The following is a 21550-nucleotide window of genomic DNA, read 5'->3' as shown; positions in this document are numbered from 1 at the left end:
CAAATGTACATCGAGTGTACATTCACTGCAGGCCATTCTATGATACAACTATATGTAAGCGATTTTAGTAAGGGTTTTCAACACTTTGAATGAGGGGTGGAATATATGAGATTAACAGAAATGACCAGTAGCTCGTTAATTACTTTTGATATCTCTTCTACGAATAAAGAGAAAGTAATCTGGGAATTAACAGAAGCTATGTTTAAGGAAGGCATGCTTTCCTCAAAAGAGGAGTATTATCAGGCAGTATTAGATAGAGAAGCTGTATCTGCAACAGGTATGGAAGCAGGGCTGGCAATACCTCACGGAAAATCTCCTGCAGTAAAAAAACCAGGATTTGCTGTCGCACGGCTTCAGAATCCTGTGGAAGATTGGGAAAGTATCGATCCTGCCAACGAAGTGGAGCTAGTTTTTCTTATAGCGATTCCAGACGGCGAGGCTGGCTCGACCCACCTTCACGTATTATCGGAATTAAGTACTAGACTCATGGATTCCGAATACTACGAGCAGCTCATGAAAGCTACAACACCAGAAGAGCTGTTCCAAACGTTAGACGATACAACACAAAGGAAACAGAAACCAGCCTCCTCCTACGACCAAACCGTACTGGTGGTCACAGCATGTGCTGCAGGTATTGCACATACCTACATGGCAGCAGAGGCGATGGAGCAAGCTGGAGAATCTCTTGGTATTCGGGTCCATTCCGAAAAGCAAGGAGCGAACGGTATGGAGGATCGACATACTGAGGAGCTCATTCAACAGGCAGATGCTGTTGTGTTTGCAACAGATATTGCACCAAAGGAAAAAGAACGTTTCAAAGGGCTGCCATATGTACAGGTAAGGGTTGCGGACCCGCTGGGTAACGCAGAGAAGCTGCTGCATCGTGCTTTACACAACCCTGATGGAACAGTAAAAGGAGAAAACACTGACTCTGTTGAGTACACAGCATCTTCTGAGAAAAAGCAAGGCTTATTTGCAGAAATGGGACAAGCCATATTAACAGGTATATCGTATATGATTCCAGTGATTGTTGCAGCTGGGCTCATGATGGGTATTGCTAAGCTTGGGTCGATGCCATTTGGACTCGTCAATGATATTAACGATGCAAGCCGATTTGCCAATCACCCTAATGAGCTTCTCGTTATTCTCCATCACTTAGACAAATTTGGTTTTATGATCTTCCAATTTATGTACCCCATTTTTGCCGCCTTCACTGCATATGCTTTAGCTGACCGTGTTGGCATCGTATCAGGATTCATCGGCGGAATATTTGCAGCCGGTATTCATTATCGCTTCTGGGGAATCGAAGACGGTGTTGCGTCTGGCTTCTTTGGAGCACTCATATTAGGTCTTGCAGCTGGTTATATTTCTAAATTCCTTAATGAGAAAATAAAATTGAATAAAAATTTCCAAGCCATGAAACCAATGTTAATCATCCCTGCTATAAGTGTATTATCTATTTTTCTATTAAACTTCTACATTGTAGATCCTGTCTTTGGCGGGATGAACTTAGCTCTGCGGAACTTCATTGAATCGGCTCAATCATCTGGTGAAATTGCATTAGCTACCGTCATCGCAGCTGCAACTGCTTTCGATTTGGGCGGTCCAATTAACAAAGCAGCAGGGGCTATTGCAATTGGACTTGCCTCAGACGAGATATTTCCTTTAACTGCAAGAGTATTAGCTATTGTTATCCCGCCAATTGGACTAGGTTTAGCTACTGTGTTAGATAGATTTTTAGTTGGACGACGGGTGTTTAGTCCTGACCTACGAGTGACAGGACAAACCTCTATCCTGCTAGGGTTAATAGCTATTAGTGAAGGGGCTATTCCATTTATGCTTCGTAACCCTATCATCACCATCCCCATAAATATAGGCGGTGCTATTATAGGGGCATCAACTGCTGTATTACTTGGTGCTGAACAATGGTTACCTTTACCTGCCTTTTGGGGCTGGCCTCTAGTAGAAGGTTCTATTTTAGCTTATTTATTCGGCTTGATAATAGGAGCACTATTTATTGCCGTAGCCAATATATTTGTTCGATTTGCTCTATTAAAACGAAATAGAATTACCATTTGATGAACTGTGAATACAGGCGCTATGGGAACGATTCCCTGCAGTGCCTGTTTGCTCTATTATGCTTAGGAGGGTATGTCATGACCAAAAAAACCGTTCATATCGTTCCCCACTCCCATTGGGATAGGGAGTGGTATTTTACGATAGAAGACTCCAATATTCTACTAATTGAAAATATGGATTATCTTATTCACCTGCTTGAGGAAAACCCTCATTACTATAGTTATGTGATGGATGGGCAAATGTCTGTTGTAGAGGAATACTTACGCATCCGTCCCGACAATCGGGAACGGTTAAAGAACCTGATTACGAACAAGCGTATATTTGTGGGACCATGGTACACCCAAACAGACTCTCTACTCGTTCACAAGGAAGCCGTCATTCGTAACCTGCTATATGGAAGCCGTATGGCTGAGGATATGGGACACAATATGAACATTGGCTATTTACCAGATATATTTGGCCAAAATGCGTATCTTCCATCTATGTTTAAAGGGTTTGGGCTAGGTTACAGTATCTTGCAACGCGGTGTGTATTCCGAACAATTAGATAACGACCTTCATTTCATGTGGAAATCGCCTGATGGGGAAAGTATTCCTACGAACCTTATGCTTTTCGGATACGGTCCAGGGAAGTTCCTATCAGCAGACCCAACCTATTATGAAGAAAAGCTGCAGCCTATTGTAGAGAAATTAGAAAATTACAATAAACACACGGACCAAATATTGCTGCCTTCAGGGGGTGATCAGGTACTGGTTCGGGACCACTTCCCATCTACGATTCAACAGCTTAATCAGCAAGATGAGGATCGAGATTATATCCTATCTGACTACGAACATTTCATGGAGCAGGCATGGAGTGAAGAACCGTTTGATACAGTAATTGAAGGAGAATTAACCGCGACGGAGCATTCCCGTATTCATCAAACCATCCGTTCTCAACGGTACGATATTAAGCAGCTGAATACGAACGTCGAGCATAAGCTATTACACCTGCTGGAGCCCATAGCGGTAATGGCTTCTACCCTTGGCTTCCGTTACCCACAGGAATGGCTTGATACTATGTGGAAGGATTTGTTCGATGTTCATGCTCATGATTCCATCGGCGGCTGCAATTCAGACGATACGAATAGTGACATTATGATTCGTCTTCGAAAGATAGATAGGAAGGCAGACGGGTTACTAAATATTATTAAAAAGCAAGTAACTCAAGCGGTGGCAAACGAACTAGGAGAAGAACAGATTCTGGTCCTCTTCAATACAATGCCGCAAGTGTGGGATGGTCAGCTGACGACCACTATTTTCACGAAGGATCCTGCTTTTACGATTACAACTATAAAGGGGGAACCACTGGATTCCACTGTTTTAGACCAGGAGTACATTAGTGGCGGGAAAAAAATTGTAGTTACAGCTGATGGGGAACAAGAGGTGGAGATTCCTGGTTATTATCGCAGTGAAATGTTAGTAACGGTTACTGACATGCCTGCATTAGGGTATGCCGCATACCTGATCCAAGAGGGAGTCTCATCCAGCTATAGACTGGCTGCAGCAACGGAAACTGTAATATCAAATTCCTTTCTACAACTAGAATGGACAGATAAGGGGACCATTTCTCTCACCAATCAATCGACTGGGAGCACCATTGAAAACCTGCTTTGCTTTGAGGAGAGAGCAGATGCTGGAGACTCTTATGACTTCTCCCCTCTTCCAGGAGATAGTCCAATCTATCTTGAAGACGGTGCCTTAATAGATGTACAAAGGAGCCCAGAAGTAGAGAAGCTTACTGTATCGCATACTACAGCTGTGCCCCACACCCTAGAGGAGCGTCAAAAGCAGCAGGCTACTACACCTTGTACGATTATTACTACATTTGAGCTTAGAAAAACAGAAAACTTTGTCCGCGTTCATCACGAAGTAACGAACCAAGCAAAGGACCATCGCCTACGTGTACTGCTTCAGTCACCAGGAACACCTCCTACTACTTCCTTCGCGGACCAGGGCTTCAGTTTGGTAGAGCATGCTGTGAACAATCCTCATTTGTCAGAGTGGAAGGAAAGAGGACATAAAGAGGCTCCTGTTTCTATTCATCCACTAGAAAGTATTGCGGGGATAGAGTCAGATAAAGGTACATTTACTGTTATGACAAAAGGAATGAAGGAATATGAGGTACTGGATACAGGGCAAATGGCATTCACCCTCTTCCGCAGTGTCGGGTTACTCGGTAGGGATAATCTGACGTGGAGACCTGGAAGAGCTTCAGGTATAAACAACAAGGTGGTTTACACCCCGGACGCTCAAATGCAGCAATGTATGACATTCGATTATGCTATTTCATTTGATAGCAGCTCCGCTTCACCGACAGTATTGTTTAATAGGCTTTATCAATTTAATGAGCACAACGCTAGCTATCAGAAGCAAAGCTTGAACTCTTTCGAAGAGCGATTGGATCGATTTGAAATTCCATATCCAGTGGAAACCCTAAATGCCCAATACTCTTTATTACAAGTTCATACAACCAGCTTATTAAGCGTTTGTAAGCAAAGCTATGACCAAGATGGTATAATCCTTAGGTGGTTCAACCCCTTACATGAGCCAGCAACACTGTCCCTGTCAAACTATAATCAAAGTATCAGCGTCACAAACCTGAACGAAAAAGTGAAAGAAAAGGTCGACAGGGTCACGATTCCTCCAAAAGGATACCAAACCATAAAATTATAGGCATAACGAAAGGCAAGAGAGCGTCTCTTGCCTTTTCTTATGCACTAGTATAAAAGCTTTGCATTACTTGCTTTGTCCATTGCAGACTATTGTTATAGCTTTTAAATAACGTTTCCATGCTAATCCCTATGGAAGATGCATTTTGTTCCATTTCACTCCAATTGGCCTCTTCCATTCGCATGCACAGGTCTAACACCCGTTTATATTCGTTATCCTCTCCGTTCAGTGCCTGCTTAATATGTTCATCCACCGGAAGGTCCAGCAGTATTTCCTGTAATGGCTGCTGCATAAAAAGCTCTATTAATGATAGTAACCCGGTTAGAAAATAGGCAGAGCTTTCGCGCTTCTTACCTAGCTCTATTGCTATTTGTTCACATAGCTTTGCGCGCAGGAAGGTCATTTTCATCGCTTCCTCATTAAAGTCCATTCGATATTCCCTCATGTCCTTCATTGCTAGTACATAGGCCCACTTCTTCACTTCCTGAAACCCTAATAACATGATAGCCTGTTCTATAGATTTGATCTTATCTACCCTGCGATTCGCTACTGTGTTAATTAGACGTAACAGCTTATAAGAAAGGGACATGTCTGTTTCAATAAGAGAGGCAACCTTTCTTACTTCGGGCTCTTCTTTAGAGAGCTCCTGAATCATGTTCATATGCTGCATAGGAGGAATGGCTACATCATGAGAGGTAACAATAGAGGGCTTACTGAAGAAGTAACCTTGGAAGTAGTCATACCCTCTTTGCTTGCAATACTGGTATTCCTCATATGTTTCCACCTTCTCCGCCAGCCACTGGACTGGAAAGCCCTGCAGCGCTTCGAATATTACTGTTTGTTGTTCTGGAGTTGTACTTCTTATATCTATTTTTATTATATCCGCATGCAGCAACAGCTCATAGGTGTATGGGTTGTCTTCATGAAGAATATAGTCATCTAATGCTATGCGATACCCTTTCCCCTTCAATAATTTGACGATCTGGACCATTTCTTCTGTAGGAGTAATCGTTTCTAGTAACTCAATAACTAATTGTTGTGGTGGAAAACATAGTGGCAGCTCGCTCTTTAGTAAATTCTCGGTAAAATTAACAAAGCAGCTTTTCCCTTCTGTCAGCTGATCAATACCCATATTAAAGAAACTGTTTAACACCACATCTGCAGTGGCCTGATCCCCATCCGGAGAAGCATATTGATTCTGTCTCTTATCTCCTCGATAAAGCAATTCATATGCGATGACTTGCTGCCTTCTATCCAGTATAGGCTGTCTTGCAACATACACTTCCACTACATACTCCCCCCTGCTGATTGTTCATACTCTCCTGGTTGCTTAATATGTATATCAACACTTTCATTCTTTATAATTCATCAAATGCTACCGTAATAAATATATATCAAAATTCCCTAATATGGAATATTACTAGACCATTTTCCTCTTTTTTTCTTCTGTAGAAGTTCCATTAGTAATAAAATGTACACAACTACATTGCTCAATACTTCACAATGAGATGTACAATAGAGATACATACAACAATAGGGTGTGATCATAATATGACAATTGGACAAATAGCGGCGGCTGTAATGCCAATTTTAGCAGTGTTCTTCTTTCTTATTCTGTTGCGTTGGCCAGCATCTATAGCAATGCCAATAAGCCTCGTGTTAACCAGTATGTTTGCTTTTATCTTTTGGAAGGTACCCTTGCTGCAAATTGCAGCAGCATCAATGGAGGGTATCATAATAGCTATTTCTATCCTCTGGATTGTGTTTGGTGCCATTTTATTACTCAATACCCTTCGTAATAGCGGGGCGATGGATTCTATCCGCTCAGGGTTTTCTGGCATCTCTGTTGATCGTCGTGTACAGCTCATTATCATTGTTTGGCTATTTGGCTCTTTTATTGAAGGCGCCGCTGGTTTTGGGACCCCCGCCGCTATTGGTGCACCCCTATTAGTAGCGCTAGGCTTCCCTGCACTAGGAGCTGCTTCTCTGGCACTCGTAGCAGATAGCAGCGCAGTATCCTTTGGAGCCGTTGGTACTCCCGTTCTAGTAGGAGTGGATCAAGGATTACGTCAGGGTACCTCCCTTGCTCCTCAAGTAGAGCAAGCCCTACAGAATGAGACCATGGCAGACTTTATTCAGCAGGTCACTCAAACAGCAGTCTTCATTGATATCTTTGTAGGATCCTTTATCCCGCTTCTTTTGGCAGCTCTATTAACCCGTTTTTTCGGGGAACATAAGAGCTTTAAGGAGGGGCTTCACATATGGAAGTTTGCTATTTTTGCAGGCTTCAGTTTTACTATTCCCGCCTTTCTTGTAGCTACATGGCTAGGACCTGAATTCCCATCCATTATCGGAGGTTTAACAGGCTTAGCCATTGTTATACCAGTCGCTAGAAGAGGTTGGCTCCTCCCCAGTGAACCATGGTACTTCAATGAGGAGGACCGGTTACGTCAAGAGAAGGTAAGTGCTAGTCTAAGAATGCCTTTGTGGAAAGCATGGCTGCCATATGTATTAATTGCTATCATGTTGGTCATAACTAGATTAGAAGTATTCCCTTTTAAAGATGTATTACAGTCTGTTCAAGTTGGATGGAAGAACATATTCGGAACTGCTATCAGTACATCATTTCAACCATTTTATCTACCAGGAACGATTTTTGTAGCAGCGGTATTGCTGACTGCTTTCTTCCATAACATGAGCAAGCACGCCATGCTGACAACGCTTAAGGATTCTGGAAGAACACTAGTAGGAAGTGCTATAGCACTAGGTACCGCTGTGCCGATGGTTCGTATTTTCATTAATTCTGGAGTCAATCAAACAGGTCTAGATAGCATGCCTATGGAATTGGCTCAAGTATTTGCAGCAAGCATCGGTGAGGGGTGGCCGTTCGTTGCGCCACTGGTTGGCACATTAGGATCCTTTATTTCAGGGAGTGCTACCTTTAGCAACATGATGTTCTCCCTGTTCCAATTCAGTGTCGCCGACCAAATAAGCACCTCTCCATCATTAATCGTAGCACTTCAAGTACTCGGCGCGAATGCAGGTAACATGGTTTGTGTTCTAAACGTGGTGGCAGCTGCCTCTGTCGTCAACATGGCCGGGAAAGAAGGCTCTATCATTCGCATGACACTCGGTCCAATGCTTTACTACGCCATAGCAAGTGGAATCATAGGCTTACTAATATCTTATGTTATCGTGTAATTTCTCTCTTACAAACCACTCCTCACGATGAGAGTGGTTTTTTTTATTAGAGAACAAGCAGGAGATTTACGTTTTTTGAAGAAACCGATATACTTGGAAAAGATTATTACGATTGAAGGTAGTGGAAGAATGTATAAAAAACGTTGGTTTCAAGCACTCATTACAACCATCTTAATTTTTATTTTATTTTGGTTGCTGCAGCACACTCAATATGTATTTGCTCCCGTTTTCAAATATGTAAAGGCTATTGCATTTCCCGTCATTGCGGCCGGAGTTCTCTATTATATTTCACGCCCTGTCGTCCATGCTTTGGACCGTTATAAAGTGCCAAGATGGATTTCGATTATTTTCGTCTTCCTTCTATTAATCGGTGTAGGATTTTTAATTGTTCGCTTCATTGCTCCTATTGCTCAGGAGCAATTCTCCAGGTTCTATGACAATCTGCCGGGAATGATTAACGAAGTGGAGAAATTAATTAACCTGTGGCAGAATAACCAATCCGTCATACCTGAAGAATTTATGTCGGAAATTAAAAGTGCTCAAGAGCAGCTTACAGGTTCTATAAAGGACGTAACACTGGGATTCACAGATTTTCTGATTAACACGATTGCGCAGGTTATCCAATTTTTATTCCTGCTTATCCTTGTGCCATTCTTCCTTTTCTTTATGCTGAAAGATGGCGAAAGGATGGAGCCATTTATTACTCAATTTTTTGAGGATAAAAAGGCCAAGAGTCTAAGGCTCTTATTAAGCCGTATTGATCACACCCTCTCTTCCTTTATACAGGGACAGCTCACTGTAAGTGTAATTGTAGGTATTTTACTGTTTATCGGTTATGTCATTATAGGGCTAGATTACTCCTTAACACTTGCATTATTTGGAATGATGACAAACGTAATTCCGTTTGCAGGTCCTTATCTGGCTGTCATTCCTGCTATTCTGGTAGCTCTATTTCAGGAGCCCACCATGGTGCTCTGGGTTATTATCATTATGATAATTGCTCAGCAGATTGAAGGGAATTTCGTCTCTCCAAATGTTATGGGGAAAGCGCTCAGCCTTCATCCTTTGACGATTATCACACTTATTTTAGCTGCTGGAAGCATTGCCGGCTTCCTTGGCTTATTATTCGTTATCCCTTTCTATGCGGTAGTAAAGACGATAATCAATCATTTTTATACTGAAGCACTAAATTCAAAAGAATTCTAGGAACGAAAAAGCCAGCGATGATTACGGTCGCTGGCTTTTTCGTTACGTTGAATAATGATAAATTGATTCTGTTTCATGAGGACGAAGCATATGCATATTACGCTGGTATTCCTCATGGACCTTCTGGGATTTAGGGACCTGAACAGCAGGATCTAATGTTTGAGCTAGCTTATCTTCCAGCTCACTCCTCGCTTGTAATATAGCCTGTGATGCTTTCGTTGCTACTTGCATATCCTGTGAGGAAGGATTAGCTGGTGCTAGCGCAGCTCTCCTAATTTGTTCCATAGCCCGAATCGTTTCCTCCGGATCATCTGTACTCGGCATACTAATCGGAACTTCTCCGCCTACAATATACTGTTGCCCATCTGGTCCCTTCTCTGTGTCATAGCTAATACCTCCTGCAAAGGAACCACCCACTGATTGATGTGCCTGTTCATGAGCTTTTACCTTCATCTCATTCATTTTCAATTCAGAAATATGTTGTCTGGCTTCAGGAGATAATTTGTTTCCATAATGTGTATCTTCAGCTGAAACAGAAAGAGTCGGGACCGTTTTCTTCTCTTGAGGTGCTAATTCTTGTGATGGATGTGTGAGATTTGCATGTCTTTGATTGGAAATCCCTGCTACAGGACCTGGAAATATGGAGCGTTGAAGGCTATTCATCTGCATTACATCATCACCTTTCATCAAGAAACAATGGAGTTATCCTTTATTTCGGCTGCTTTCTCCCCCTTTTCAATACTCCCCTACTACTTTCTTTATCAGAGCCTAAATTGGAGCAAATTCCACCCTCATTTGTTACAATGAAGTAGCTTTATACATAGTAAATGGGTCATTCCCTTCGAAGGTGGGTACTGTATGCAGCAACAAGCAACATTATGGACGAAATCGTTTATTTTTCTCCTTATTGCGAACTGGTTTACTTTCATGAGCTTTCAAATGCTTATCCCTACCCTCCCTCCCTATATGGAGGAGCTAGGTGGCAGCAAAACACAGGTCGGACTAGTCACTACTCTCTTTTCAATTGGAGCTGTGCTTAGTAGACCATTCATTGGACATCTTCTGCAAAGTGAGGCTCGAAAAAAATTAGTCCTTATTGGTTCTCTTTCCTTATTACTAATAACTACCTTATATTCTGTTACATCTGTCATTTTTGTGTTCCTACTATTCCGATTCGTGCATGGTCTAGGATGGGGCTGGTCCTCTACCACAAATGGGACAGCAGCCGTCGACCTAGTTCCGAAAAGAAAAATTGGGGAAGGAATGGGCTATTTCGGTTTATCCGTTACCATTGGGATGATCATAGCGCCGAGTCTTGGAATTTTTCTTTTTCAGAACTTTAATTTTTCCGTACTGATTATGACATCAGCAGCTCTTGGAATCATCGCCTTTATTCTATTTAGCATCACGAACTTCACAACACCGAAAGAGGTTCAAAAGCGCACTTTCGATGTGAAATCCTTCTCTTTCTTTGGATCGATGATTGAAAAGCCAAGCTGGTTTCCTGCTGTTGTTTCCTTATTGAATACATTTGGGTATGGCTCCATCGTGACGTTTATCGTTATCTTCGGTAAAGAGCAAGGCATTGAGCATATTTATTTGTTTTATTTATTTAACGCTGTTTTTGCTACTATTTCTCGTCCTATTACAGGTAAGCTGTTTGATAAACGAGGACCCTGGATTGTCATAATCCCTTGCTCCCTTTTCGCCTTCGCAGGTATGTGGACTATTGCATTAGCAGATAACTTTTATTACATCATCGCAGCAGGGATTTTGTTTGGCATTGGGTTTGGCTCGATGATGCCCGCGTTCCAAGCATGGGTCATATCGAAAACTACCCAGGAACGAAGCGGCATTGCTAATGGCATGTATTATTCATCCATTGACCTTGGAATTGGCCTGAGCGCGCTTCTATTAGGCATCATATCCAATTCATTCGGAGTATCCACTGCGGACTTATTCAAACTCTCCAGCGTTTGTTTCCTATTTGTGTTTGCCTTAACCATCTGGGATTATCAACGGAATAAACACCTTCCATGGAATGAAGCATCAGAAACTTAATTCTGATGCTTCTTTTCTTGTTTTCAAATCAGGGTATTCTTCTCAAATTTGAATGTTATTCCTGATGCGGAACAATCAAATGGCCATGCTCCAACTCCCAAACGGGTTTTACACGCATTTATGGTACCTCCTCAACATAGATGTGGTTCAACATAAAAAAATGAAAAGAAGACGATGTATGAACAGACAAAAAGTGCAAATACTAGGCTTGCTGTGGTCCACATAGAAGGCTGATCATTTACAATTTTTTCTTTTCAAAAATTTTTGATAATTTAATTGACATAGAAAATACCTCTTGTTAAGCTTTAATCAGCTCGAAAATTGTCAAAAAATAATATATATTTTATGAATTGGATAAGGTGAAGTCCTGTTCATGGCAGCTATTAGCTGTTTTCAAGGGGTATGTATTTGCTAAATGTCCTATTTTGTAGGAATTTGCCGGTTTTCCCCCGTTACCTTGGATATTTTTCTGTGAAGACTACCAGCATATGAGCAATCATTTATTGCTAACATTGCGTAGTCGAGCACAGATAACCCTCGTCCTACTCAGGAAAACGGACGGGCTTTTTTTATGAAGGCATTGAAACAGGCTCACCATTTCCAAACAGTACGTTTTATAGATAGAAAGGAGAGCTAAAATGGTTAAAAAGAAAGATACATTGACGATTGGTTTTATGCTATTTGCTCTTTTCTTCGGTGCGGGAAACTTAATCTATCCCCCTGAACTAGGCATCCAATCTGGAGTAAATTACTGGCTTGCGATTGCAGGCTTTATTATAACAGGAGTTGGTTTGCCAATTATTGGAGTCATGGCAATTTCCTTTGGCAGCAGTGACGCACGTTCACTTGGAAATCGAGTGCATCCTTTATTTGGTCTTATATTTACTTCTCTTATTTATCTAGCAATTGGACCAGTTTTCGCGATACCGCGTGCTTCTAACGTAGCGTTTGAAATGGGGGTTAAACCATTCACAGAAGGAGCTTCAACCTCGGTTGTGTTGTTCATCTTTTCCGTCATTTTCTTTGCAGTTGTGTATTGGATCAGCCTTAACCCTTCTAAAATTGTAGACAGGATTGGTCAATGGCTTACTCCTATGCTGCTCATAGCGATTGTAGCCTTAGCCCTGGCTAGTTTTTTCAATTTTGACACAGCTTTTCAATCCGCCAATGAAAAATACGCAGAGGGACCGTTCTTTGAAGGGTTTGTGAATGGCTATTTAACAATGGATGCTATAGCCGGTTTGGCCTTTGGGATTATTGTAGTCAACGCCCTAAAGGATCGCGGCGTACCAGCTGGTAACAAGATGATTAAGGAAACCATTAAGGCGGGAAGCGTCACAGCAATTGGCCTTATTTTCGTCTATACCTCTATTGGCTGGATGGGAGCCAAAATGGCCTCACTTGGTAATTACGACAACGGCGGGGACATTCTAGCTTCTGGTGCAGAAATGTTGTTCGGTTCTGGCGGAGCATTAGTACTTGGCCTTATCGTATTGTTAGCTTGTTTTACTACCTGTGTTGGTTTAACAGTGGCCTGCAGTCAGTTTTTCTCAAACACATTCCCAGCACTGAAGTATAATAACCTTGTTCTAATTATTACTCTCATTAGCTTCGGAGTAGCAAATCTCGGACTGAACCAAATTATTGCCTACAGTGTACCAGTACTGTATTTTATTTACCCATTAGCTATCGTACTCATTGGACTTACGTTCCTGCACCCGCTTTTCGGTGGGTCGAGCTATGTTTACCGAGGTGCTTTGTTATTCACTCTGATATTCAGTATTCATGATGGCTTAGAAGCCTTTGGTGCAGATGTTACAGGACTTCAGAGTATCATTAGCTTCTTCCCTCTATTTGAGGAAAATTTAGGTTGGCTAATCCCAGCCATTATCGGTGGTATTATTGGATATGTAGTTGACCTAATGTTCAACGGCCATCCCGTTGAGTCTCCTAAAAAGGTGTCCTAACAAAAAAGACCTCTTGCTTTTCATTAAGCAGGAGGTCTTTTTTTTGGTATGGGATGGAGGGGTAAAGCAATTACAGTGATTTTTCTTTAAGGTAGTAAATCTGCTGCTGGTGATATTGATACAAACAATAAAAATACTGATATAATTCACCATCCAAGTGCTGATATTGTCTAGCCAACCTTTCAAAAATAACCGCTTGCTTTGAATGAAAAACGAGGTCCTCCATAACCGCCCCTCCTTTTCCTATTCTCATATTAACCTTATGATTCTCCCCATTTGTCCCATACCTAATTAGTAGTTATTACCCATTTCAAGTCGTTTTCATGTTGAGAAATTATGGAACAGCACCCTAACATGTGCTTTCTAATTACTCATAAAGAATTCAAGATGGATTATTACTTTAAATAATGGGGTGGTAATGGTTTGGAGAGTCGTGGTTTTATAAGAAATAGGATTCCATTATGTTTGTTATGGCAGGAACATGCTAACACCGTAGGACAGCTCTAAAAACACCCCTGCCTCATGGAGGCAGGGGTGTCAGGCTTACTCTGGTTCTTCTGGTTGTTTATTTTCCGTAATTTTTTCCTTTATCTTCTGAAATTCTTTACTCGGCGGCATTAGGCTGACAACGACATCTCCGTTCTCTGCCTTTGGACGGGACTTATGGGTGAAGAATGACAGCTTACCAGAAGCCTTCACTAAAAATAGCATAAGCGTTTCTGGATGCTGCTCTTGTAAATATTTATCGTAAGAGTATTGAGATGTAATGTTCGTTTTCCTAAATACGTAGCCATTCTCCACTTTGTTATTCAAGTGCTCCCATGTAGCCTGTTCGTTAAATAACAACCGTCCACCAATGGTGTTACCCATAGATTCTAAATCGTCACCTCGACGATTGTGAAGGGTTAGCTGGAATAAATTCGTTCTGCCAACCTCTGGGACGAAGGTGTTACATACAAGTGCATTATAAGAATCAAGCTCTGATGCAGCAATCATATAGTCGTAAGGTGTTAAATCTAAGTGATACTCTGTCTGTTCGGATAGGATTTCCTCTTTTATAAAAGGAACTCCTGCTTTTCGGACAGGTATGAGTCGCTGCCAGGATGAATCTGTAATAAGCACTGGAATATTTAATTCCTTCAGGGTTTTTGCTATACCTGTTGAAAAGCTGCTTCCCCCTACAATTAGCACTCCTGGCTTCCCTTCGTTCGATAGTCCAAGCTTTTTCGCCAGCCATCCGATTGAAAAACCGTGGGCACATACCGTGGCGAATACAAGCGCGAATGTTAAGGATGTTAATATGGAAGCATCCTCAAACCCAGCATCTAGAAGTACCACTTGGAAGTATCCCGCAACCGTTAGGGCTACTATTCCTCTTGGTGCAATCCATCCCACAAGTGCTCTTTCCCCTTTGGATAGATCTGTGCGGATGGTAGAAAGCCAAATTGATATTGGTCGTACCAGGAAAAGCATAATTAGTACATACACAATGATATTCAGGTTAAATATTTGGAGAAGTGTATCTACAGTTAGAGATGCTGTCAGCATGACAAAGATGGCGGAGACTAGTAAGACGGATATATTCTCTTTAAAATTCCGCATATCTTCGATGGATGAGATGTGCATATTAGCAAGGGTCATCCCCATAGCTGTAACAGCAAGCAAGCCTGTTTCATGAGCAATTTCATCGGCAAGGGTAAAGCAGAATATTACCACTGCAAACATAACAGGAGATTTCAGAAACTCTGGTACGTGGCCATGCTCAAACATATAACCGAGACCTTTTCCTAATGCATATCCGATGATGACGGCTAAAAATGATGCGAAAAAGAAGAATAGTAACTCGTTTCCAGTTACATCCTCCGCTGTTAAGAAATCAATAATTTCAAAAGCAAATACAGATAACAAAGCCCCAAATGGGTCCACAATGATTCCTTCCCATTTTAGGATAGTAGCAGGTCTTGGTTTTAGCTTTGCTTGTCGTAGCAACGGTAAAATAACGGTAGGACCTGTTACAATAAACAGCCCCCCAATTACAAATGCGACAGCCCAAGATAAGCCAGCAACGTAATGGGCTCCGAGGGAACCGAGCAGCCATGCTATGAAAGCACCGACCGTAACGATACGCATAACAGGCTTACCGAGGCCCCTTACTTCCCGAAAGTCCAGGCTCAGACTCCCTTCAAACAGTATGATGGCAACGGCAATCGATACGATAGGATTAAATAGATCACCAAAATCTTTTGAAGGTTCTAAAATACCAAATACCGGACCGACTAGCAGCCCTACTATAGACATCACGACAATTGCTGGTACACGATATCTCCACCCAATCCACTGAGAACCAACACCGAGCGCACCTATTAACATAAAGTCAAAAAGTATGGAATCGAACATTAGGTCGCCCCCTTCTATGTTTATATATTCCAATTATTTCTATAATTGAGTACCATTTAGAAAACACACATATAGCAATATTCTAAATGGGGGAATGACATATGTAAATCATTTCACACTGATTTTAGTTTTTACTTAATATTTCTTCTCATGCCCTTCTATAATATGTTGAGTAAAAAAAAGCGCATCTAGCTATTCCCATGGGCTAGATGCGTTATCATAAAGGCAGTGTTTTTATTTCATTTCTATGACAATTTTCCCTTTGGCATGGTGCGTTTCACTTAAATCATGAGCCTCTCTTAGGCCTTCCTGTGAAAAAGGAAAGGTGTGTCCAACCACCGACCTTACCTTCCCGTTCTCCATCAGGTCAGCCATTTGGCTAAGCTGTTCGCCCTTTGGATTTAAAAAGATGGCTGTTGCCTCCACATTATATTTCGTGGCAAGTTCTTCGGAAGGCTGCTGCGTAATAGATACAAGATGACCACCAGGCTTTAACACCTGAAAGCTTTTCTCCTGTACCGCTCCGCCTAAAGCATCCAGGACCATATCATAATCACTTAACACCTCTTCAAAGTTTTCTTCCTTATAGTTAATAAAGCGGTCAGCACCGAGTCCTTCTACAAGCTCCTTGTTTTTCCAGCTTGCTGTAGTTGCTACAAAGGCGCCGGCTGCTTTGGCTAATTGGATGGCATAGTTTCCAACACCGCCAGAGCCAGCATGGATAAGCACCTTATCTCCCTGTTTTACATGAGCTGTCTCAAAAAGACATTGCCAAGCTGTTAAACCGGCCAGTGGAGCCGCAGCCCCCTCTTGAAAGGTAACATTCTCTGGTAGGTGCGCTACAAGATGACTTTCTACGGCTACGTATTCCGCATACGTACCATTAGGTGTTGTGGCAGGTCTTGTGAACACTCGATCACCGACCTGAAAATTAGTTACCTGACTGCCAACCTTAGCAATGACTCCAGCAGCATCCCACCCAAGAATAATCGGAAAATCCCAGTCGAGCATATCCTTCATGTACCCTTCTCTTACTTTCCAATCAATTGGGTTTATGGAGGTAGCGTGCATCTCCACTAATACCTGATCTTCTTTAATAGCAGGCGTTTCTAGTTCTTTTTCTACAAGCTGCTCTTTACCGCCATATTGTTCAATTACGATTGCTTTCACGTTAACCTCTCCTTTCTATGTGTCTTCATACCCCGCCGTATCTCTTCTTACACTTTTCTATAATTTGTAGATTACAGAATAGAAAAAGAGACGCAACTCCCGTTTTAGGGTGCGCCTCTTTGCTGTAATTAATCCATTTTTCCTTGTTGTTCGTGTAATAATTCCTTTGATACCTTCGGAGCAAGCCAAAGCATCGGTAACAGTAATATGGAAACAGGAACAGCTGTCACCACGATAAAGCTTTGAAGGGAATTAATACTTCCATTTCCTATATACAGTAAAATACCTGCAATCGATCCCATAAGGAGAGACCAGAATACGCGCAGCCATACTTTAGGGTCTCCTTCTCCAGAGACTGCCATAGCAATCGTATAGGACATAGAATCACCCGTTGTAATAACGAAAATAATTGTCAGCAACAGAAATAGTGGTGAAATAATACTGGCAAGCGGTAACTGCTCTGTAATAGCAATCATTGCTGCCGGCATACCTCCGCTATTCAGCTGTTCAGAAACAGAACCAGCATTTTGCAGCTCATAGAAAATTCCGGATCCCCCTACAACGGTAAACCAGAAGGTTGTTACGATTGGGGCAATAATACCAACTGCTGTTATAATTTGGCGGATGGTTCTACCACGAGAGATACGACTTACAAGGATAGCCATCATAGGACCATACCCTATAAACCAGCCCCAGAAAAAGACGGTCCAGCTGCCAAGCCAGCTCTTGTCTCCGCGGAATGTACTGATAGAGACGAAATTCTCTACGTAAAATCCAAAGGAGGAAATAAATTTATCAATAATAAAGCCGCCAGGGCCAAAGAGAAGAACAAATATAATGAGTCCAATAGCCAACCGAACATTAAAGTTACTAAGCGCCTGGATGCCGCGATGCAGACCAGTTACAGCAGAAATAGTTGTTACGACAACGAGACCAATGATGATGGCTATTTGAGTAGAAAATCCTTCAGGTAAACCAAACAATGCTGATAACCCATAGCTTGCTTGCAGACCTAGGAAGCCAATTGGTCCAATGGTTCCAGCTGCAACTGCAATGATAGAAAATGCATCAACAATCGTACCAAGGACACTATTTCTCAGCTTCTCTCCAAATATTGGATATAATAAGGTTCTAGGTTTCATAGGCATACCTTTATGGTAATGACCATACATCATCACCACGGCACTTAATGTACCAAGGATTGCCCAAGCTAGAAAGCCCCAGTGCATATAGCTCTGCGCAAGTGCTGGCATAATAGCTCCTTCGGTTTTAGCATCTATTCCCTCATGCAATGGCGGAACGGTCAAAAAGTGGTACATCGGCTCTGCAGCCGCCCAGAATACGCCTCCACCTGCAAGTAATGTTGCCATAATAATGGATAACCACTTAAATGTACTCATTTCTGGTTTTTCAAGATATCCAAGTCTCACATTTCCATAACGAGAAAAAGCAATATAAAGTCCAACTAAGAAATGAAGTAACATGAGAACTTGCCAAAATGCTCCAAAATATTGTGATGACCATGCAAAGCCACCGTTAACAAAAGCCTTTACTGCATCGAGATTCCAAAAAGCTGCTATTACAAATAGTACTAATAGTCCCCCGCTTAATCCAAAGACGGGCCAATCTATATTGGAGGTGCGTTCTTGTTTGTTGGTAGTCATTTTAGGTTAGTTAACTCCTTTAATTTTTTTACGTTGCTAAACACAGTTTCTCACTTTCTCATAAAATATAGGGTTATGTAAAGTAGGAACTTTTAAAATAATGTCGAATTAGTAATAGAATGCCAAAAGAAAAGTGAGTTTATTCTACTCACTTTTCATCCAACTCCCATATTCTAACTCTTTTGTCTGCAGAGGCTAGAGCAAGGTATTGCCCACTTGAGGAATACGCTACACCATAGTTTCCTTTTGGTTTAACTTGTAACCTATACTTCTCCTGAAATGATTCAGCATCTAGAATGACAATTTGATGCGGCATACTCACAGCCACCTCTTGTGCAGAAGGAGATATCGCAAGAGAATAGTACCCCTTCCCGCCTAGTGAAGCTTCCTTTATGACTGTATGCTTGTTTACATCCCACAGCTTTATGTCCCCATGATATCCGATAGAAATAGCTGTATTGTTATGGGTAAAGGAAAACCCCATCACAGCTGTATCATGAGCAGATATCTCATCTATCTTCTCTAATGTTTCAATGTCAAAAAAACGAACCGCTTCTCCAAGCCCGCCAACCGCGGCTACTTTATTGTGGTCCACAGCCATAATACCAATATTTTTCTGATCTGCCTTTCGTTTTCTAGCTACAGAACCGTCTGGAAGGGTCCTTACCGAAAGCATTGCCTCTGGTGAGCTTGTAAGTGCGTATTCTTCCGTCATTTTCAAGGATCCAATACCCTTCCGTTGATCATTATCACTATAAAGGCATTCCCCTGTTGCAACATCCCATTTACGAAATGTTCCATCAGCACTTACGGATAGTAAAGCTTTTCCTTGCTCTATGAAAGCCATGCCATTTACAGATTTCGTGTGACCAATAAACTCTTGAAGTAATGTTCCTGTTTTTACATCCCACTGCCTCAATTCCCCACTAAACCCTGCTGAAACTACAGATTGTTCATCATCAGAGAAAATAATTTTATTTACGTGAGAGGAATGCGCCATAATTTCGAGTGGTTCCATACCATCACCTCTTCTTCGAGAATGCCTTCATTATAATAGAAACTAAGAAAACAAGCTATCGGTTACCAAACAGACATGATACGATATTAGAAAGTTAGACGGATATTTTTAGTTGAACACGTATAAAGGATGATATTCATGCTAAAACAAGCTCAGCATATATTGGAACAATACTTTGGCTTTACAACGTTCCGCCAAGGTCAGGAAAAAATTATCGAGAATGTATTGAACGGCCAACATGCTCTCGGCATCATGCCTACTGGCGGCGGAAAATCCTTGTGCTACCAAATTCCAGGATTAGTGCTAGATGGGACAGCCGTCATTATTTCTCCGCTCATATCGTTAATGAAGGACCAGGTCGACTCTTTAACATCGCTCGGCATCCCTGCTACCTACATTAACAGCTCTCTTTCATGGGAGGAGCAATATGACCGCTTGCAGCAAGCCTCTCAAGGTACATACCAATTCATCTATGTTGCGCCTGAACGATTTGACTCAGATGGCTTCATTCGAGTCCTGCGGTCCACAAAGCTCTCCCTAATTGCCTTCGACGAGGCACACTGTATATCTCAATGGGGGCATGATTTTCGCCCAAGCTACCGCTCTGTAGTCCAGCAAATTCAAAAAATAGGGTCGCTTCCGCAAATAATGGCACTGACCGCTACAGCCACGAAAGAGGTTACAGAAGATATAAAGCGGTTGTTAACCATCCAGGAGGAGCATGTAGTAAACACAGGATTTGCAAGAGACAACCTGCACTTCCGCATCGTTAAAGGGCAGGAGAAGCACGATTTTATTCAAGGGTATATTCAGTCACGTTCAAATGAGTCCGGCATTATCTATGCATCTACCCGAAAGGATGTGGATCGCCTTCATCAATGGCTCACACGCGAAGGATATAAAGTGGATAAATATCATGCGGGATTATCTGAGGAACAGCGGAAGGCAGCTCAAAATTCATTTATTCAAGAGGAAACCACCATCATGGTAGCAACAAACGCTTTTGGGATGGGCATTGACAAATCTAATGTACGCTATGTGATACATTACGCCCTACCGATGAATATTGAATCGTACTACCAGGAAGCTGGCCGTGCTGGCCGAGACGGTGAACCCAGTGATTGTATCTTGCTATTTTCCGCTAAAGATATACAATTGCAGAAGTTCTTAATTGAGCAATCTATGATGGAAGAGGATAAGAAAGCCGTTGAGTACCAAAAGCTTCAACAAATGATTAATTTCTGTCATACGGACCGATGCCTTCAGCAATATATGCTGACGTATTTCAAGGACCCATTTGAGCATCCCCCATGTGAACGATGCGGCAATTGCCAGCATCAAGGAGAATTAAAGGATATTACTAAGGAAGCGCAAATGATTCTATCCTGTGTAAAACGGATGGAACAGCGCTTCGGTTCAGGGCTAGTCGCAAAAGTATTAAAGGGCTCAAAAAGCCAGAAAGTCATAGAAGGTCGATGGAACAAAATATCAACCTATGGTCTGCTGTCTTATTTAACCGAAAAAGAAATTACACAAATGATTCAGTTTCTCGTAGCAGAAGGGTATTTAGCTGTCGGAGAAGGAAAATTCCCTCTTCTGCGCCTGACTTCTGAATCCGTTCCGGTTTTAAAAGGGGCAGAGCAAGTCAATATGCTATTAGAGACTACTTCTGCTATGGCAAAGGATACAGATTACGACCAGGAACTGTTCGATGAACTGCGGACGTTACGGAAATCTATTGCAGAGGAGCACGACATCCCACCATACATTGTATTTTCGGATGCTACTCTAAAACAATTTGCTATCCATCTCCCCAAAACAAGAGAGGACATGCTCGCCCTTAAGGGTGTAGGAGAGAAGAAATATGAACAATACGGTGAGTTGTTTTTACAAGCAATTGAGAACTACGCTGGCCAGACATCCTAAAAAAGATGCTCCCTTTCCATCTCGTAAAATGTACCCTATAGAGTAGACACTTAAAAAAAGTCTCTCTATAGGGTACTTTTATGTATACTTAGAATTAACTAAATATATGGGGGATGGTCTTGTTGAGTAAAAGAATGTTTACAGGCCAAG

At 41.9% G+C, this 21550-nt stretch carries 14 protein-coding genes; 7 read left to right on the top strand and 7 right to left on the bottom strand.

Going from position 1 to position 21550, the window contains the following annotated elements; genetic code table 11:
* The first annotated feature begins 105 nt into the window (after positions 1-105).
* Together ACFFGV_RS15745 and ACFFGV_RS15740 are read left to right on the top strand one after the other, a co-directional pair.
* Complete coding sequence (locus tag ACFFGV_RS15745) at positions 106-2079, top strand: fructose-specific PTS transporter subunit EIIC (RefSeq protein ID WP_377349799.1); 1974 nt, start codon at positions 106-108, stop codon at positions 2077-2079.
* A 77-nt stretch (positions 2080-2156) separates the two neighbouring features.
* Entirely contained in the window at positions 2157-4793 is a 2637-nt protein-coding gene (locus ACFFGV_RS15740; RefSeq protein WP_377349797.1) for a glycoside hydrolase family 38 N-terminal domain-containing protein, read from the top strand.
* Positions 4794-4830: 37 nt separating this feature from the next.
* Here the strand turns inward: ACFFGV_RS15740 and ACFFGV_RS15735 are convergent, their stop codons facing one another.
* On the bottom strand, positions 4831-6078 hold the full coding sequence (locus ACFFGV_RS15735; RefSeq protein WP_377349795.1) for an EAL and HDOD domain-containing protein: 1248 nt from the start codon (positions 6076-6078) through the stop codon (positions 4831-4833).
* Between the two features lie 263 nt (positions 6079-6341).
* Here ACFFGV_RS15735 and ACFFGV_RS15730 point away from each other — a divergent pair, with 263 nt between their 5' ends.
* Together ACFFGV_RS15730 and ACFFGV_RS15725 are read left to right on the top strand one after the other, a co-directional pair.
* A complete protein-coding gene (locus tag ACFFGV_RS15730; RefSeq protein ID WP_377349793.1) occupies positions 6342-7991 on the top strand; it encodes an L-lactate permease in 1650 nt (549 codons plus the stop codon).
* 75 nt (positions 7992-8066) lie between these two features.
* Positions 8067-9197: an AI-2E family transporter gene (locus ACFFGV_RS15725; protein ID WP_377349790.1), complete on the top strand. Its 1131-nt coding sequence runs from the start codon at positions 8067-8069 to the stop codon at positions 9195-9197.
* Positions 9198-9239: 42 nt separating this feature from the next.
* Here the strand turns inward: ACFFGV_RS15725 and ACFFGV_RS15720 are convergent, their stop codons facing one another.
* Positions 9240-9866 (bottom strand): putative metalloprotease CJM1_0395 family protein, encoded by a 627-nt coding sequence (locus ACFFGV_RS15720; protein WP_377349789.1) that lies wholly within the window; start codon positions 9864-9866, stop codon positions 9240-9242.
* 189 nt (positions 9867-10055) lie between these two features.
* On the opposite strand from ACFFGV_RS15720, the gene ACFFGV_RS15715 reads away from it, so the two are divergent.
* Together ACFFGV_RS15715 and brnQ are read left to right on the top strand one after the other, a co-directional pair.
* Positions 10056-11258, top strand: a complete 1203-nt coding sequence (locus ACFFGV_RS15715; RefSeq protein WP_377349786.1) for an MFS transporter — start codon at positions 10056-10058, stop codon at positions 11256-11258.
* A gap of 638 nt (positions 11259-11896) precedes the next feature.
* Positions 11897-13225, top strand: a complete 1329-nt coding sequence (brnQ, locus tag ACFFGV_RS15710; RefSeq protein ID WP_377349784.1) for a branched-chain amino acid transport system II carrier protein — start codon at positions 11897-11899, stop codon at positions 13223-13225.
* 70 nt (positions 13226-13295) lie between these two features.
* Here brnQ and ACFFGV_RS15705 read toward each other — a convergent pair whose 3' ends face one another.
* The 5 genes from ACFFGV_RS15705 to ACFFGV_RS15685 all read right to left on the bottom strand — a co-directional run bounded on the left by ACFFGV_RS15705 (position 13296) and on the right by ACFFGV_RS15685 (position 19474).
* Complete coding sequence (locus ACFFGV_RS15705) at positions 13296-13451, bottom strand: hypothetical protein (protein ID WP_377349781.1); 156 nt, start codon at positions 13449-13451, stop codon at positions 13296-13298.
* Between the two features lie 317 nt (positions 13452-13768).
* A complete protein-coding gene (locus tag ACFFGV_RS15700; RefSeq protein ID WP_377349779.1) occupies positions 13769-15622 on the bottom strand; it encodes a cation:proton antiporter in 1854 nt (617 codons plus the stop codon).
* A gap of 234 nt (positions 15623-15856) precedes the next feature.
* Positions 15857-16792, bottom strand: coding sequence for an NADP-dependent oxidoreductase (locus ACFFGV_RS15695; RefSeq protein WP_377349777.1), 936 nt, complete (start codon positions 16790-16792; stop codon positions 15857-15859).
* A 128-nt stretch (positions 16793-16920) separates the two neighbouring features.
* Positions 16921-18456, bottom strand: coding sequence for a BCCT family transporter (locus tag ACFFGV_RS15690; protein WP_377349774.1), 1536 nt, complete (start codon positions 18454-18456; stop codon positions 16921-16923).
* Positions 18457-18604: 148 nt separating this feature from the next.
* Positions 18605-19474 (bottom strand): WD40 repeat domain-containing protein, encoded by an 870-nt coding sequence (locus tag ACFFGV_RS15685; RefSeq protein ID WP_377349773.1) that lies wholly within the window; start codon positions 19472-19474, stop codon positions 18605-18607.
* 138 nt (positions 19475-19612) lie between these two features.
* On the opposite strand from ACFFGV_RS15685, the gene recQ reads away from it, so the two are divergent.
* Complete coding sequence (recQ, locus tag ACFFGV_RS15680; RefSeq protein WP_377349770.1) at positions 19613-21400, top strand: DNA helicase RecQ; 1788 nt, start codon at positions 19613-19615, stop codon at positions 21398-21400.
* The last annotated feature ends 150 nt before the right edge of the window (positions 21401-21550 follow it).

The organism is Pontibacillus salicampi (assembly GCF_042434395.1).
Lineage (GTDB): Bacteria > Bacillota > Bacilli > Bacillales > BH030062 > Pontibacillus > Pontibacillus salicampi.
Note: the sequence above shows the minus strand (reverse complement) of the source record. Positions and strands in the feature narration are given on the sequence as shown.

What these genes read in the sequence shown, in the direction of transcription:
- ACFFGV_RS15720 (WP_377349789.1), bottom strand. Translation starts at nt 9,866, where the DNA reads ATGCAGATGAATAGCCTTCAACGCTCCATATTTCCAGGTCCTGTAGCA.
- ACFFGV_RS15745 (WP_377349799.1), top strand. Translation starts at nt 106, where the DNA reads ATGAGATTAACAGAAATGACCAGTAGCTCGTTAATTACTTTTGATATC.
- ACFFGV_RS15705 (WP_377349781.1), bottom strand. Translation starts at nt 13,451, where the DNA reads ATGGAGGACCTCGTTTTTCATTCAAAGCAAGCGGTTATTTTTGAAAGG.
- ACFFGV_RS15690 (WP_377349774.1), bottom strand. Translation starts at nt 18,456, where the DNA reads ATGACTACCAACAAACAAGAACGCACCTCCAATATAGATTGGCCCGTC.
- ACFFGV_RS15685 (WP_377349773.1), bottom strand. Translation starts at nt 19,474, where the DNA reads ATGGAACCACTCGAAATTATGGCGCATTCCTCTCACGTAAATAAAATT.
- ACFFGV_RS15730 (WP_377349793.1), top strand. Translation starts at nt 6,342, where the DNA reads ATGACAATTGGACAAATAGCGGCGGCTGTAATGCCAATTTTAGCAGTG.
- ACFFGV_RS15715 (WP_377349786.1), top strand. Translation starts at nt 10,056, where the DNA reads ATGCAGCAACAAGCAACATTATGGACGAAATCGTTTATTTTTCTCCTT.
- ACFFGV_RS15700 (WP_377349779.1), bottom strand. Translation starts at nt 15,622, where the DNA reads ATGTTCGATTCCATACTTTTTGACTTTATGTTAATAGGTGCGCTCGGT.
- ACFFGV_RS15740 (WP_377349797.1), top strand. Translation starts at nt 2,157, where the DNA reads ATGACCAAAAAAACCGTTCATATCGTTCCCCACTCCCATTGGGATAGG.
- recQ (WP_377349770.1), top strand. Translation starts at nt 19,613, where the DNA reads ATGCTAAAACAAGCTCAGCATATATTGGAACAATACTTTGGCTTTACA.
- brnQ (WP_377349784.1), top strand. Translation starts at nt 11,897, where the DNA reads ATGGTTAAAAAGAAAGATACATTGACGATTGGTTTTATGCTATTTGCT.